The sequence below is a fragment of the Paenibacillus sp. FSL R5-0701 genome (assembly GCF_037973995.1).
In the GTDB taxonomy this organism is placed as follows: Bacteria; Bacillota; Bacilli; order Paenibacillales; family Paenibacillaceae; genus Paenibacillus.
In genome coordinates this window covers 2775137-2789979 of the sequence record NZ_CP150230.1, presented here as the reverse complement: position 1 = coordinate 2789979, position 14843 = coordinate 2775137, and the positions used below count along the sequence as shown (strand labels likewise).

Sequence of the window (14843 nt, the reverse complement as noted above, 5' to 3'; positions counted from 1 at the left end):
CATAGAACAGTTAAATACATTTGCGTTTTGTTCATTGTGATTTATAATCATCTTATACGAGAGTAATTCTGTCGTACCATTATGATGCAGTCAGCGGTGATATATGAAAGGTTTCGATACTCACAATAGTCATATTCCAACAGAATACGAGTTCAAACATTCCAAATGGATTCAAAAAATGCTCCATGCCTACTGGGTTGTTATTATTGCACATTTCGCCATTCAGATTGGCTGTTTCCTGTTTCTGGAGTATGATCGTACACCTACAGATTTCTTGATAAATGTCCTGTTCTGGCCTACGGCCGTCAGCAGTTCATGCATTTTGTTCGCAAGTTGGATTGATCGGCGCTCCAGCTCATATTCCTTTTACACCATGTCTATAGCCAGCACGGTTATCGCCTGGACGATTATTTATGTCAATTATGACATTCGGATTATATTAGCAATCTGTCTGTTGCCCATCTTCGCTTCAGTTCTGTTCTTCAGCAAAAAGAGAGTCTGGATTGTTTTCCTGATGCAGATGATTGGTTACCTTCTCGTTCTGTTCGACCCTGCCTACCGATCCTACCTGTCTTCATTTGATATGGTATCCATTCCTGCTTTTCTAATCTTAGGCACATATGTAGCACAGGTTATCGTAACCAGCGGCGTTGAGGTGCTCGATGATCTTCAGGCCAGCATGCTTGCCAAGCAGGACCTTATTGTGCGAAATGCCATTACGACCAAACAGTCCAAAACAGACGGTTTAACCAACCTTTATAATCAAAGCTCTTTCAAGGATTATTATGAAAAAGCATTTGAGTATGCCAACAATGGCATGAATCTGCACCTGGCCCTGATCGATATTGATGACTTCAAATCCATTAATGATACCTTTGGTCATCGGGTTGGAGACATCATTTTGGAGAAAGTGTCCCTGATCATTCAGGAAACCATTACCTCAAGTGATATTGCAGCACGGTACGGGGGCGAAGAGTTCGCCTTATTGTTGTTTGAGCAATCTTTCAAGCAGGCCTATGCCTTGGTGGAACAGATTCGTCAGAAGATTGCCCTGATGGGCCATCTTGAACTTGAAGGTGCTTCCGTAACGGTGAGTATCGGTCTCAAAAGCTACAGTCCTAATCTAACCAAAGACAAACTGTTCGAGGAAGTGGATGCCTGTCTGTATGCCGCCAAACGAACGGGTAAAAATAAAACCGTAACCTCACTTGATCTGACTTCATCCTTGGCAGAGAAAATATAAATAAAAAAGTTGTGCTGTACACCGAAGTTACGGTTTGTACAACACAACTTTTTTGGGGTCTGAATACGATCAGCAGGCCGATCTTCTTCATACATCTATGTTTTCATTCCGCCCATTCCCAGCGATGACGATTTTGCTCCAGTCCAGGATGCAGGTATTCGGAAGATCCGTCAATGATGAGACGCAGCTCTTTGATCCAATCCTTGAAGGAATCAAATGAAGCAAACATATTTGCCATCTCTATCGTCAAATAAAGAAAGTGAGGGGCTGGATATTCCGCAGTGATATGGCGCAGCGCGCTATCCACAGGTGTATATTTCTTTCTCTTGCCCTCAAGCCCCTCCACACGTATACGTGAAGTTGGATGTTCCCGCCGCCAATCATGCAGGCGGTCTTCTCTTTTGTAATATGCCCGTATCGGTTCCTTGCTCATGCGCTTAAACGTGCTCTCGTGTAAAGGATACAGCACAAGTTGTAAGAATGAACGGGTATCCACCGTTGAAGCGGCGCGCTCGAGTTGCTCATCAGTTACATGTTCAAACGAGTCATAAAAAGTCAGTGTGCCTTTGCGGCTGGCCGCAGGTGGCTCATAACCATAAGGTACAGTTGTATATTTTCCAGACATTTCACCCCTCCTTGTTTATACGCACATTCGCACAAAGATGATTGGGATAACCCAGCTATGTTATTATACGCTAATGGTCCTGCTTCAACTCGGAATAAAATGTCATTCTGTTCTTGCCTGCACGTTTGGACTCATACAAAGCTTCGTCAGCCATCCGTATAATCTCACTTGGATTGTCGCTGTTGGTTGGATATTCAGCACCTCCAATGCTACATCCAATTCGAATGCGCTCGTATTCGATAATAAACGGCTTGTTCAGACTTTGAATGATGGCTTCTGCATAAGCCATGGCCTCTTCCCTCGGATGACTTCCAACAGACTGAAGTACAATCAGGAATTCATCTCCGCCCAATCGGACGGTTATCCCCTTCACTTGACCAAGAGCAGACAGTCGCTGGGCCACTTTCTGTAGCAGCACATCTCCAGTCTGATGTCCAAGTGTATCGTTGACCCGTTTGAATCCATCGAGATCCAGATAGAGAAAAGTCAGCGTGTGATTTTCACTTTCGGTTTCCAGAGACTCCTCCAGATACACTTCAAGGGCAGTCCGATTCGGCAGTCTAGTCAGCTGATCAAAATGCGCCAGATTCTGCATCACGACCAGCTCTGAGTCTTTATTCATAAGAGAGGTCAGCATATCCCGAAGCGAACGGGACAACACTTCAATCTCCTTAATCCCCTTAATCGCAGGAATCTCAAGCTCTTCCCCTGCACGCAGTCGATTGGCTACTCTGGTAAGACGCACAAGTGGGGCAGAGATCAGACGTGAGACAACCCAGCCAATCAGTGCAAACAGCACAGTAACGGCGAGTCCAGTCCACACATTAAACCACATCAGATCAAACACAGAAGCAAACGCAGACGACTTGACTTGACGAATGACTACGGTCCAGCCTAATCCGGGATAATCCAGATGGCCCTGGCTGTAGGCAAACCCTGTCACATATTCATTACCGTCAGGCCACTTTTCAATGGACCAACTGCTTTTGTTGTGCCGGGCCTCTTCAATGCCGGGCAATACCAACGGTTTACCGACCCATTCCTTCGGCCCGAGTAGCACGGTATGTTCCTTTTTGCTCACGATAAAAAACTCAATGTCTTTTTCTTCCCTTTTCAATGGGGCAAGTACCGATTCCTCGACTTCCTTCGCCCATTCCCAGCTTAAATGTGCAGCGAGCACACCTTGAATCATTCCTTTGCTATCCTTCAGCGGAAAACTGATATCGACAAATTGCAACGGCTCTCCCGTTGGATTCGGAAGCAGCTTGGCAAGAAGTACTGCATTATGCACATCTCCAATGAATTTACCCTTGATTCCCTCCTGATACACAGGTCGCTCTGATAAATTTTCCCCAAGCAAGATACCATCCGTGGCAGATAACACTTTTCCCTTCGGGTCCATGAATCCAACCCATGAGAATGAGGGAAAGCTATCTTGTAACTGATCCAGCAGCATCTGAATCTCATCAGGTTGGAATCCATCTTCCAACGAAGCCATTCGGCCCAGCAGGTCCAGTTCACCCGCGCGAGCGGACATGAATCGATCCAGCTTGTCCGAAGCCTGTGAGGCCGTGCCTGTAAGCGAGTGACCAATCTCAGTCTCTACAGCAACAAATGACTTTTGGCTAAAAATAGACCCAATCGTCAGGGTAACCAGCAAGGATAACACAGCAAAGATAACTGTAAGCACAGTTCTAATTTTGAATGACATTACTTCCTCCATTACACGGTGAAACCATCTTGCCTTTCAACATAACTATGCTGCAAAGAGTACACGGAATGTCACCTAATCGTTTTCATATTTATCGGAACTTGTATATTTTTTTATTATACATGCCCATATAATATTATACTGAAATCTTCACCGTGTTTCTTCCATTCAAAGAATAGACACGATTCTGTATATACATACTTGGGTTATGAATATAGAGAGCAAGCATATCCTTCAAAGGATCATGCGCCTGTATGTCACAGAGAGAGTAATCGAAATACTAAACATTGGGGGTGTAATGTTGAGCCTGCTTCATGTTGCTGTTATTTTGCCTTTTGCCGCTGGCATTTTTCTTGCCATGCTGCATCGTTTCTTCCGTAAAAAACATTTGGGATGGCCGGTTCTCCTTGTCCCGGCACTATTATTTGTATACTTTGCGAGTCTCATACCCGCTGTGTCACAGCACAATACCGTATCTGGAAATATCCCGTGGATTCCTTCACTGGACATTGGATTTAATCTGTATCTGGACGGTCTGAGCCTCATGTTGACACTGCTAATCACCGGAATCGGTGTCCTCGTTGTTCTCTACTCCATCTTCTACATGGATATGAAAGAAGCGCTGAACCGTTTCTACCTGTATCTGTTGATGTTCATGGGAGCCATGTTGGGCGTGGTGCTGTCTGATAATATGATCGTGCTCTACGGATTCTGGGAATTGACCAGTATTACGTCATTCCTGTTGATTGCATTCCATTACAAACGTAAAGCCTCGACTTCAGGAGCACAAAAATCATTCCTGATTACGGTATTTGGTGGTTTCGCCATGCTTACCGGATTCATGATGATGTATCTCATTACCGGAACATTCAGTATTCGTGCAACCATTACAGGATTGGGTCAGTTTCAGGAGAGCGCATTATTTCTACCCGCACTTGTCTTGATCCTGGTTGGAGCTTTCACCAAGTCAGCTCAGTTCCCATTTCATATCTGGCTGCCGGATGCCATGGAAGCTCCGACACCTGTTAGTGCCTATCTTCACTCAGCCACCATGGTTAAGGCCGGACTGTACGTTGTAGCCCGGTTTACACCAATCTTCGGTGGACAGGGACTCTGGTTCTGGCTCGTGACCGGCGTTGGTCTTCTGACTTTGTGTTATGGATCATTCCTGGCGGTGAAAAAAAACGATCTCAAAGCGATTCTCGCCTATTCAACCATCTCTCAACTTGGTCTGATCATGTCCCTCTTAGGGGTTGGATCTGCTGCTCTCTACTTCGGATATGGCGAATCCTCTGCGATGTATACCGTGGCAATAACCGCTGCGCTGCTTCACCTGTTTAACCATGCGACCTTCAAGGCCGCTCTGTTTATGGTCGTAGGCATTGTCGATCATGAAACGGGTACACGTGACATTCGAAAGCTCGGTGGACTTGCTTCATTCATGCCAATTACATTCACCGTGGCTCTGATCGGTTCACTTGCCATGGCGGGTATTCCGCCGTTCAACGGATTCCTGAGCAAGGAGTTATTCTTCCAGGCGATGGTGGAAGTCACGCATCTGCGAATCTTTGGACTTGGGTCCTGGAGTGTTCTATTGCCGGTATTCGCTTGGCTTGCAAGTGTGTTTACCCTGATCTATGCGCTTATTATCGTGTTCAAAACATTCCTCGGTCGTAGCCAAAGCGAGATCCCTGCCGAGAAGCTGCACGAAGCGCCCGCTGGCATGCTCATTCCGCCTGTTGTTCTAGGTGTTCTTGTCATTGTATTCGGACTCTTCCCGAATCTGCTGGCCGGTTCACTGATTGAACCGGCAATGGCAGCTGTGCTTCCATCCCTCTTGAATGGGAATGAGCGCTTCGATGTACATTTCTCCCTGTGGCATGGATGGACTCCGGAACTGATTATGACGATCGGAGTTGTGATTCTCGGAATCACTCTCTACAAGCTGTTGCCACGATGGAGGAATATTTATGAGCACTATCCACAAGGATTAACGATTAACAATATGTACCATGTCGTACTGGATAATCTCCAGCATTATGCACGCAAATGGACGGAAGCCTATATGAATGGCTCGGTTCGTAATTATCTCGTTTACATTTTCTCATTCACGGTCGCGTTGCTGGTCTATGCCTTCTTCCGTTCAGGTGAAAATATTACCTGGAATCTGCAGGGCAATGCACCTTACTCATTCTATGAGGTGGTACTGCTAGTCACGCTCATCGGTGCTGCAGTTTCGATTCCTTTTGCCAAGAACAGACTGTCGGCAGTCATTATGACCGGAGCAGTTGGTTACCTCGTAACCCTGCTGTTTGTACTTTTCCGGGCACCGGATCTGGCGTTGACACAGATGATTGTTGAGACCGTGTCCGTTGCATTGTTCCTGCTCTGCTTCTACCATCTGCCTGAGCTTCAACGTGGCAAATCAAGCCGCAGTTATCTCACGGTAAATATGATCGTAGCGATTGCAGTCGGGATCGTCATGACTTTTGTTGCATTGGCCGCAAGCGGAACAGCATCACTGGACAGCATTTCAACCTTTTTCCTTCAGGAAGCGTATGACTCGGCTGGTGGTAAAAATGTCGTGAACGTGTTGCTGGTAGATTTCCGTGGCTTCGATACGTTATTGGAGATTATGGTGCTTGGCGTTGCTTCATTATCCATCTACTCCATGATTAATCTGAACCTCGAAGCGAAAGACCTCGGAGCCCGCTTGAAGTTCCGTAAGAAGGACGAGATACAGGATTCCGAACCTGCTCTGGATGATGAAGCGGACAATACGAAAAAGTATGGTAACCGGGAACGCAGCTCATCCTCGTGGGATACCGTCCCCTTGCAGAGTAATGATGTATTGCTGCAAACGACCACCAAAGTCGTTGTGTTCATCATACTGACGTTTGCCATGCACCTCTTCTTTGCAGGTCACCACAATCCGGGCGGAGGTTTCATCGGCGGCTTGGTAACAGCGGCAGCACTCGTATTGATTGCTCTGGCATTCAGTACAGATACGATACGCAAAGCGTTACCGGTTGACTTCCGTATTCTAACAGGAATCGGATTGGGTATAGCCTTACTTACAGGTGCGGGTTCATTTATATTCGGAGTCCCGTTCCTAAGTCAAACCTTCGGCTATTTCGAACTTCCTTTGCTGGGAGAGACAGAACTCGCCACGGCCATGCTATTTGATCTTGGCGTGTATCTCGCTGTCCTGGGTGTCACCATGACCATCATTCTACAGATCGGGGAGGATCGCTGATATGGAAATATTGATGTGTGTAGCCGTTGGCATTCTGTTTGCGGTTGCCGTCTTTTTAATCTTGTCGCGGAGCCTGCTCCGTATCGTACTAGGCATGTCCATACTAACCCATGGCGTGCATCTGCTCTTGATCACCATGTCACGTCTCAAAACCGGGGCACCACCACTGCTTGGGGAGATGGCTGAACGTTATGTCGATCCTCTTCCTCAGGCTTTGATACTCACTTCGATTGTTATTAATTTTGGACTCACTGCGTTCTTCTTTGTTCTCTCCTATCGTTCTTATCTGAAGCTGAAAACAGACGATATGGAAGAAGTAAGGGGGCGCCCATATGAATAATCTCGTCGTTCTGCCCATTCTGTTGCCTTTGATTACAGGTGTTCTGGCCCTGCTATTTTTCCGAAAAATAAATATCCAGCGGATCATTAGTGTCATTGGACTTTTGTTTACAGCAGCGGTCTCAACGATACTCATTACGCGGGTAGCTCAGACTGGAGTTCTAACGCTTAATATGGGTGGATGGGCACCTCCCTATGGTATTGTGCTTGTTGCAGACATGGTCTCGGCGCTACTTGTCGTTGCCGCTTCCATCATTGCACTGGCGTGTCTGCTGTATGCGTTCCGCAGTGTGAACAAGGAGCGGGAAGAGCATCACTTTTATCCGTTCTTTCATTTTCTGATCGCAGGAGTTAACGGTTCATTCTTAACCGGAGATTTGTTCAATTTGTTTGTCAGCTTTGAACTGATGCTCATCTCTTCTTATGCACTGATCGTATTGGGAGGTACGGAAAGACAGCTTCGGGAAACGATCAAATATGTCCTGATTAACATCGTTTCTTCAGCACTGTTTGTCGCTTCCATCGGCTTCCTCTACTCCATTACTGGCACACTGAACATGGCAGACTTGTCGGTAAAGATTGCTGAAGTGGGACAAAGTGGGGTCATTACCCTGATTGCCGTACTTTTTCTGATCGTATTTAGCATCAAGGCCGGACTGTTCCTGTTCTTCTGGCTGTCGGGCTCTTATGCGGCACCACCTGCTGTCGTCACTGCATTGTTCGCAGGATTGCTAACCAAGGTTGGCTTGTACGCGATTGTGCGAACATTCACACTGATCTTCTATCATGATCCGGATTTCTTCCATGCACTGATCGGATGGATGGCTGGTGCAACGATGGTCCTTGGTGTCATCGGTGCGATCTCATACCGCGATGTAAACAAGATTCTCATCTACAACGTGGTCGCAGGTGTAGGGTTTGTCGCTTTTGGTATGGCCTCGGCCAGTCGCCCTGCACTGGAAGGTCTGCTCTTCTATATGCTGCATGATATGTTGATCAAAACATTGCTCTTCCTGCTCGGCGGTGCCTTGATCGCTGTTGCCGGAACATCCAAACTCGATAACATGGGCGGGCTGATCCATCGCTATCCGCTGCTCGGCTGGATGTTCTTCATCAGCGCACTTGCCTTGGCAGGTTTGCCGCCATTTAGTGGATTTCCAGGGAAGTTGCTTCTCTTTGAAGGAGGCTTGCAGGCAGGCCTGTATGGTCTTACCGGCATTGCGGTGCTTTCGAGCTTATTGATGTTATATTCGGTACTACGCATCTTCATACAAGCGTTCTGGGGCGAACCACCTGCCGGGGTTACAAGACGCCCTTACGCGGTGAACGGCCTTCTGATTCCTGCCGGAATTCTGTTTGTATTCATCATCGTAATGGGTGTGGGGGCTGAAGGCATGTTCCAATTGACCTCCCGCGCAGGCGATATTCTACTGCATCCCAATATTTATATTGATGCCGTATTGAAGGAGTAGATGTCTATGGCCTTTCAGATTGTACTGAATCTTATCATTGCTTTTGTATGGATGTTTCTGAACAATGCCTGGAATGGTGTTGGTTTTCTCATAGGTTACCTGCTCGGACTGCTTCTCATCGGGGGGATGCGCAGATTCTTCCCCCAGCGCTTCTATGTTGTTCGAGTCTGGGCCATCTTCAAACTGATTACACTGCTGTTCAAGGAACTGGTGCGAGCCAGCATTGAGGTTATACGCCAGATTATCAAGCCAAAGTTAGATATAAGGCCCGGTATTTTTACGTATAAAACTCAATTGTCCTCGGATTGGGAAGTTACTCTGCTCTGCTTACTCATCTCATTGACACCAGGTTCTCTGCCGCTTGAGATCTCGGGTAACCAACGCAAACTGTTTATTCATGCACTGGATATCAAGGATGAACAGAAAATGAGAGATGATATCCAAAATACATTCGAAAAAGCAATTATGGAGGTGACGCGTTAATGTTATCCTCGCTGTTGTTCATCTCATTGCTCATTCTCTCCTTAGCCATTCTGGGTTGCTTGTACAGGGTGCTTCGGGGACCATCCATGGCTGACCGGATCACGGCACTGGATACCATCGGTATCAATGTGATTGCCATCGTTGCCGTTCTGTCGATGATGCTGCAAACCCAAGCCTATCTGGATATTATCTTGCTGATTGGCATTTTGGCTTTTCTAAGTACAGTGGCATTTGCACGTTATATCGAACGGGGGGCGGTATTCAAAAATGATGGAGATCGTTAAAGTAGCCACTGAAACCGCTATAGGTCTACTCGTACTGCTCGGTGCACTACTCAGTGCACTCAGCGCATTTGGACTTATTCGTCTGCCTGATGTATATCTACGTGCCCATGCCGCAACCAAAAGTATGACACTCGGAGTGTTCTGTGTATTAAGCGCTACATTTTTCTACTTCTGGTATTTCGATAACTATATCAGTGCCCGCTTGTTGTTAGGTATCCTGTTTGTATTCATCACGGCTCCGGTCGCCGGACATCTGAACGGACGGGCCGCCTATCGCACTGATGTACCCCTGTGGGAGCAGAGCGTACAAGATGAATTGGAACCCTTGTTAAAAGGGAAAAAAGTGAACCATGAAGCCAAGGATATGATGGAGTAATCCCCAGCCTGGGCATAACAAATAACCCCGAGGATCAGCCGCCCGTTTCGCGGGTTGTTCTCGGGGGTATTTTTTTTATTTTGCATACACGGATCCTATCAGCCGTGATTATGCAGACTGTTTAAGTAGTAAAGTCAGAATCCATTCAGTCCCTGTCTTCTCAGATCCGCAGCCACAATACGTGCAAGCTCCGCAGCCCCTTGACGATTCGGATGCAGACTATCCCCTGTCATATACAGAGCAAGTGTTGCAGCAGGACCAATAGACGTGAAATAGGCAGAACTCAGCTTGTTCAGTTCAACAAGGGTGACTCCCTCTTCCTGAGCAAGTGCACGTGTGGATTGATTGTACCAGCGGTTCTCCGCTTGATGTACATTGGCTGTATTAAAGTCTGTTGCCCGGCCCTGAGGCGTGGAGAGGATCACCGTTGCTCCTTTGTTCTTCGCCTGACGCACCATATCCCGCATAATTTCCTTGAACTGTGCCTCCGTTGTATTATTCTTGGCATTGGTATCGTTAATTCCGAATTGCAAAATAAAATAATCTCCCGGCTTGATATACTTCAGAATCGCTTCCATCTGACCATCATCGCGGAAACCTCTCGCAAATTGACCACTTGCCGCCATATTTCGAACCTGGAAGGTGGAATTGTTCACATAGGACGGAAACAGCTGTCCCCAACCTCCTTGTACACTGCTACCCAGCGGATAGTAATTGCAGACTGTTGAGTCACCACCAATGTAGATTGTGCGGTTGGTAACGGTCTGATTGGATAACTTTCGGATTTCGAGTGCACTAAGTGTGAAGGCGGTGCCTGTCTTTCCTTCCGTAACCAGGAGGTTTAATTGCCCGTCAGTCACCGGAACTTGAAATTGGTCCGTTGCCCCGTTGCCCGTCATATTAATAATCTGGTACACACCTTCTGCAGCTACACTCGCTCTGGAGGTGTTACCCAGGATCACTTTAACTTCATATAGGCCATTGGACAGATTCACATTGAAGGTATTGGTGCTCTTGGTGCCGTAAGTCAGAAACTGCACAGCGTCACTCTTAACCCCGCTTCCTGAGGCAGACACATTCCTCATCTGTGCAGGTGTGTTGAAGCCATAACCTTTCGTAGGCGTATAGGCATCTCCTGCGGACACGCCTGTGTAACCGCTCTCAACAGCACCCGAACCAAAATCAAATCTGTAATTGTCCGTTGCCGCTTCGGCGACTTGCCCTCCACTGCTTCCCAAACCGATGCCCATTGTACTCGCAAACAGAACAAAACAGAGCAGAAGCTTTACTGATATTGACCATTTCATCACTGAATTCTCCTCTCGAATATACTACGAAGACAGAATAACCTTCCAATCGCTGTTATCCCAGATTTTTCGATTTCCTTTTCTCAAGGGAAAATCCGGTGATAAAGGCGAACGCTTCGCTTTTTCAGGTTTTTTCTATCTTCTCCGTTATCGTGTAAATGATTAGTTCAACTTATATAGATGGTAATAAGCCTCAGCTTCACAGCACTTGATCAAGCCAGTCATAAGCCTTCGCACCGCTAATCTCATGTCCACCTGTAAAGAAATCCGCATCCAGTGATTCTGATGCTCCCGCCTGCTCATATATGTGTGTCAAACGGGCATACGCCTCTCTCGCTGCATGGATTGGGAACACCTGATCATCACTTCCGGCTTCAACAAAAAGTGGCCTAGGCACAATCAGGCCGATGAGATCCGGCAACTCCGCTTCACGCAGGATACCTGGCACATAGTTGTCCAGACAATGGTTCCGATCCAGTATGCTGCCCTGGAATGTACTTGCATAACCACTTACTACAGTTGCCCTGAACCGTTCATCCAACGCGGCTGTAAATGCGGTCACCAACCCACCACCCGAGATACCCATGCTTCCAATTCGCTCCGAATCCACTTCTGGCCGGGTCAATACATAATCCAATACACGTGTTGTTTCATACACCCTATGACCGGCGAGGGTCTTCCCCACCATGAGCAGATGCGCAGCAATCTTCGTGCAGGAGCTTACCCCTGGTGGCGCATCGCGGTCCTCTTCCAATCTTCGATCACCAAATCCGAGCAGCTCTGGAGCCGCAACCACATATCCACGCTTCACAAGAGCTACTGCAAAGTCCTTGTGTAATCCGGGCTCTCCTGTCCGTGGCGATCCATCCGGTTCCATGCCCGATATCTCTCGGCTACCGTAGCCATGCCCATGACAAGCAACAATAGCAGGTCTCTTTGTATCAGTAACGCTTCCATCACCCGGAATTAATAAATATACAGGCATGCGAAGTCCTGCATAGGTCGTGATTTCAATCCGCTCCCGAATATATCCGTCACATGTAATGCGCTCCAGTAAGACAGGATTCAGTGTGGCCGCCATCGTTGGAAAACCGCCCAGCCGCTCTTTCACACGAGTACGTAACTGACTGCACCATAACTCCAGGGGTTGATCTGCATGATACGCGGAACGACCACGAAGATTCGTTTGTTGTTGTAGATAGGCTTCAATATCAGACATGGGCCTGTGTCCCTCCTGTTTTTCATAAGATAACGTAGATAAAAGACTGTTGTATGGAATTAATCCCATCCATTATAGAACATCTAGGTCACCCATGAATTGAACATGTTTGCCTGTTTTGAATGGAATCACATGATTTCTAGCCAAAAAAAGGATATCTCCAACCTGAAGACAGGTTACGGAAATACCCTTCATTTCGTCTGACCTGGCAGCCACCAGTTCCACCTGCCCATTAATTTCATCAATGCTGGTACCAGTATTAGACGGATTAATGTAACGTCAATCAACACCGCTGCCGTGATTCCGATCCCTAACTGCCTCACACCTGCAACTTCGGCAAAAGCAAACGGCACGGTCACCGCAAGCAGAATTGCCGCTGCGGAGGTAACCAGACGGCCAGTGGAAGCCAATCCCTGTTGGACAGCCACATCACTGTCTCCGGTTCGTCTATACACTTCCTGAATACGGCTCAGCATAAACACACCATAATCCATGGATATGCCAAACACCAGTCCTGCAATGAATACAGGAATCATAATGGCAATAGCTGACGGCTCCATACCTAGATGTCCTTCATTGAACACCCACACCAATATGCCAAATGAAGCGGCTAAGCTGAGCAGATTCATCACAATTGCCTTGATTGGAATGAGCATCGATCGGAATGCCGCCAGTAACACAAGATAATTGGTGACCACTACAAATACCAGCACTTTGGGCAGTTGACTTGTGACTTCCTGCATTATTTCATACTGCTTGGCAGCTTCCCCACCATAACGTAGTTTTACGTTGTTGGAACCTGGTGCATGATCGCTATTCCTCATTCGTTCCAGCAAGTCTGCAACCTGTTCCGAACCAGGCTCCCCGTGCACCGTGGCTATCAATCGAATCGAGTGATCAGAGACCGTTGAACGCAGCCATGCCGTCCTGGTTGACTCCTTGCCTTCTATGGAAGGAGTTAGCGCCGACGGTGGAATTTGAAAAAGGCTTTGCGAACCGTTTTGATTCGGCTGTAATAGGCCCCATGGTGAAACAATGCTCAATACGCCTGAGTCCTGCAGTAGTTGACGGGCTTTGTTGTGGGCTATCTGCCAGTGTGAGGCAGTCAACAGTTCCTGCTGTCCGCCAATCACGATCTCAATGGCGGAGGTATTCTTTTGCCCCAAATCATGTTGCAACTGCTCTGCTGCCTGGCGGGACTCCATTCTCTCTGGCAGTGAAGAAGCATCCGGGACGGACAGTTCCAACCGAGTCACTGGATAAACACACAGGAGCAGCACAACCGTACCTCCCATTGCCATACTGACTGGTCGTTTCATGACCATTGCTGACCATCTATGCCAGACCGAGCTTCTGGGTAACGAATGGACTAACTTTCGCCTGAAGACCCGGCCCGCAGACAGTGACAGCAGAGCTGGCAGCAGCGTAACATTTAACAGTAGCGACAGGAGCAGAACAATAATGGCCCCCAATGATACACTTAGAAACATCGGCAGTCTGATCCAGAGCAGACCCAGTAGCCCAAGGAGCACGCAAGCTGCCGAGAACAACACTGCTCTGCCTGCTGTACGCAATGTTCGCTGAAGAATCTCGCTGCGCAAAACCTCGCTCTGCATATCCAGGCTACTACCCGTAACGTTAGCTTTGCCTTCATCTACGTAGACCCGCTGAAGTTCTTCCCTGTACCTGCTCAGGATGATGAGGGCAAAGTCTATACTCAGTGCCATGCCCACCATGGGAATCACATTAATGATAAAGTTGGACAATTCCAGATGAAAACCAAGGAGTGACGTGACTCCCATCGCGGTAATCACAGCACTGATCCCCATCATGACAGCAATCAACGCGGCATGTAGCCCCCTGAATGCAAAACACAAAATGATCAGGGCAATCGGCAGTCCCACCATCTCTGCCCGTTCCAGATCACGAAAGCTCAGATGATTGACATCCTGCTGGACGACTGCCTTTCCCGTCAATCGCACCGTACCTGGACCGTCTGTTGCCAGTACGGCGCGCAACTGCTCCAGCGGAGGACCCATCTGATGCGCGAGCACATCCATTTTCACAAGGGCATATGCCCTTTGGTCTTGCAGCGTTAACCTTTCGCTAGCATCCAGAGGGAACGTGATAGAGGTTACTGCAGGCAGCACTTGGACCTGTGTCAAACGATCCTTGATCCACTGCCGGAACTGTAACGGTGAGGTATTTTCCTTTTTCTCAAAAACCAGAATAACCGGATCAGCAGGAGATCCGAATTCGTCCTCCAGAACAAGTTCAACCGCTTGCGCATCCCCGTGAACCCGTTTTAATCCGTGATCCTGAACAATGTCAGGTAACTTCCACGCCCAGACCGCTGACATCCCGATGATAAATACCCAGCAGAGAATAATGAACCGCGGATATCGGCTGATGAAGGCAGCAAGTCTGCGATAACCCATACCTTAGCTCCTCTGCGATCAGATTAGTCATTCGATTATATTCATCGGTAAGGGTAAGATCATAAGCACATTCATACACTTGCGGTGTAT

The 14843-nt window shown here is 47.6% G+C and carries 12 protein-coding genes; 7 read left to right on the top strand and 5 right to left on the bottom strand.

All coding sequences use genetic code 11. From position 1 onward, the window contains the following. The first annotated feature begins 103 nt into the window (after positions 1-103). Positions 104-1243, top strand: a complete 1140-nt coding sequence (locus MKZ13_RS13040; RefSeq protein ID WP_339184494.1) for a GGDEF domain-containing protein — start codon at positions 104-106, stop codon at positions 1241-1243. Between the two features lie 103 nt (positions 1244-1346). Here MKZ13_RS13040 and MKZ13_RS13035 read toward each other — a convergent pair whose 3' ends face one another. Both MKZ13_RS13035 and MKZ13_RS13030 read right to left on the bottom strand, forming a co-directional pair. Then, positions 1347-1868 (bottom strand): hypothetical protein, encoded by a 522-nt coding sequence (locus MKZ13_RS13035; RefSeq protein ID WP_339184491.1) that lies wholly within the window; start codon positions 1866-1868, stop codon positions 1347-1349. A gap of 70 nt (positions 1869-1938) precedes the next feature. Beyond that, positions 1939-3579 (bottom strand): diguanylate cyclase, encoded by a 1641-nt coding sequence (locus tag MKZ13_RS13030; RefSeq protein WP_339184489.1) that lies wholly within the window; start codon positions 3577-3579, stop codon positions 1939-1941. A 301-nt stretch (positions 3580-3880) separates the two neighbouring features. On the opposite strand from MKZ13_RS13030, the gene MKZ13_RS13025 reads away from it, so the two are divergent. Genes MKZ13_RS13025 through mnhG form a run of 6 tightly spaced genes read left to right on the top strand, consistent with a single transcriptional unit; the run spans position 3881 to position 9789 of the window. Further along, complete coding sequence (locus MKZ13_RS13025) at positions 3881-6835, top strand: Na+/H+ antiporter subunit A (RefSeq protein ID WP_339185388.1); 2955 nt, start codon at positions 3881-3883, stop codon at positions 6833-6835. Position 6836: 1 nt separating this feature from the next. Continuing rightward, on the top strand, positions 6837-7175 hold the full coding sequence (locus tag MKZ13_RS13020; protein ID WP_036670645.1) for a Na(+)/H(+) antiporter subunit C: 339 nt from the start codon (positions 6837-6839) through the stop codon (positions 7173-7175). Further along, the gene (locus tag MKZ13_RS13015) at positions 7168-8646 is read left to right on the top strand and encodes a Na+/H+ antiporter subunit D (RefSeq protein WP_221824895.1); all 1479 of its coding nucleotides are present in this window, start codon (positions 7168-7170) and stop codon (positions 8644-8646) included. The genes MKZ13_RS13020 and MKZ13_RS13015 overlap by 8 nt, the downstream gene beginning before the upstream one ends. A 6-nt stretch (positions 8647-8652) precedes the next feature. Continuing rightward, complete coding sequence (locus MKZ13_RS13010; protein ID WP_047842677.1) at positions 8653-9129, top strand: Na+/H+ antiporter subunit E; 477 nt, start codon at positions 8653-8655, stop codon at positions 9127-9129. Continuing rightward, the gene (locus MKZ13_RS13005) at positions 9129-9413 is read left to right on the top strand and encodes a Na(+)/H(+) antiporter subunit F1 (protein WP_017688855.1); all 285 of its coding nucleotides are present in this window, start codon (positions 9129-9131) and stop codon (positions 9411-9413) included. Before MKZ13_RS13010 ends, MKZ13_RS13005 begins: the two co-directional genes overlap by 1 nt. Next, positions 9397-9789: a monovalent cation/H(+) antiporter subunit G gene (gene mnhG / locus MKZ13_RS13000; RefSeq protein ID WP_221824897.1), complete on the top strand. Its 393-nt coding sequence runs from the start codon at positions 9397-9399 to the stop codon at positions 9787-9789. The genes MKZ13_RS13005 and mnhG overlap by 17 nt, the downstream gene beginning before the upstream one ends. A 134-nt stretch (positions 9790-9923) precedes the next feature. Here mnhG and MKZ13_RS12995 read toward each other — a convergent pair whose 3' ends face one another. The 3 genes from MKZ13_RS12995 to MKZ13_RS12985 all read right to left on the bottom strand — a co-directional run bounded on the left by MKZ13_RS12995 (position 9924) and on the right by MKZ13_RS12985 (position 14753). Beyond that, a complete protein-coding gene (locus MKZ13_RS12995; protein WP_339185387.1) occupies positions 9924-11039 on the bottom strand; it encodes a GDSL-type esterase/lipase family protein in 1116 nt (371 codons plus the stop codon). A 256-nt stretch (positions 11040-11295) separates the two neighbouring features. Next, a complete protein-coding gene (locus MKZ13_RS12990) occupies positions 11296-12315 on the bottom strand; it encodes an alpha/beta hydrolase family protein (protein ID WP_339184483.1) in 1020 nt (339 codons plus the stop codon). A gap of 191 nt (positions 12316-12506) precedes the next feature. Next, positions 12507-14753: an MMPL family transporter gene (locus tag MKZ13_RS12985; RefSeq protein WP_339184481.1), complete on the bottom strand. Its 2247-nt coding sequence runs from the start codon at positions 14751-14753 to the stop codon at positions 12507-12509. Positions 14754-14843 lie beyond the last annotated feature (90 nt).

Excerpts from the sequence above, each read along its gene's own strand:
- MKZ13_RS13010 (WP_047842677.1), top strand. The coding sequence starts at position 8,653 with ATGGCCTTTCAGATTGTACTGAATCTTATCATTGCTTTTGTATGGATG.
- MKZ13_RS13030 (WP_339184489.1), bottom strand. The coding sequence starts at position 3,579 with ATGTCATTCAAAATTAGAACTGTGCTTACAGTTATCTTTGCTGTGTTA.
- MKZ13_RS13040 (WP_339184494.1), top strand. The coding sequence starts at position 104 with ATGAAAGGTTTCGATACTCACAATAGTCATATTCCAACAGAATACGAG.
- MKZ13_RS12985 (WP_339184481.1), bottom strand. The coding sequence starts at position 14,753 with ATGGGTTATCGCAGACTTGCTGCCTTCATCAGCCGATATCCGCGGTTC.
- MKZ13_RS12990 (WP_339184483.1), bottom strand. The coding sequence starts at position 12,315 with ATGTCTGATATTGAAGCCTATCTACAACAACAAACGAATCTTCGTGGT.
- MKZ13_RS13005 (WP_017688855.1), top strand. The coding sequence starts at position 9,129 with ATGTTATCCTCGCTGTTGTTCATCTCATTGCTCATTCTCTCCTTAGCC.
- MKZ13_RS12995 (WP_339185387.1), bottom strand. The coding sequence starts at position 11,039 with ATGGGCATCGGTTTGGGAAGCAGTGGAGGGCAAGTCGCCGAAGCGGCA.
- MKZ13_RS13035 (WP_339184491.1), bottom strand. The coding sequence starts at position 1,868 with ATGTCTGGAAAATATACAACTGTACCTTATGGTTATGAGCCACCTGCG.
- MKZ13_RS13015 (WP_221824895.1), top strand. The coding sequence starts at position 7,168 with ATGAATAATCTCGTCGTTCTGCCCATTCTGTTGCCTTTGATTACAGGT.
- MKZ13_RS13020 (WP_036670645.1), top strand. The coding sequence starts at position 6,837 with ATGGAAATATTGATGTGTGTAGCCGTTGGCATTCTGTTTGCGGTTGCC.
- mnhG (WP_221824897.1), top strand. The coding sequence starts at position 9,397 with ATGATGGAGATCGTTAAAGTAGCCACTGAAACCGCTATAGGTCTACTC.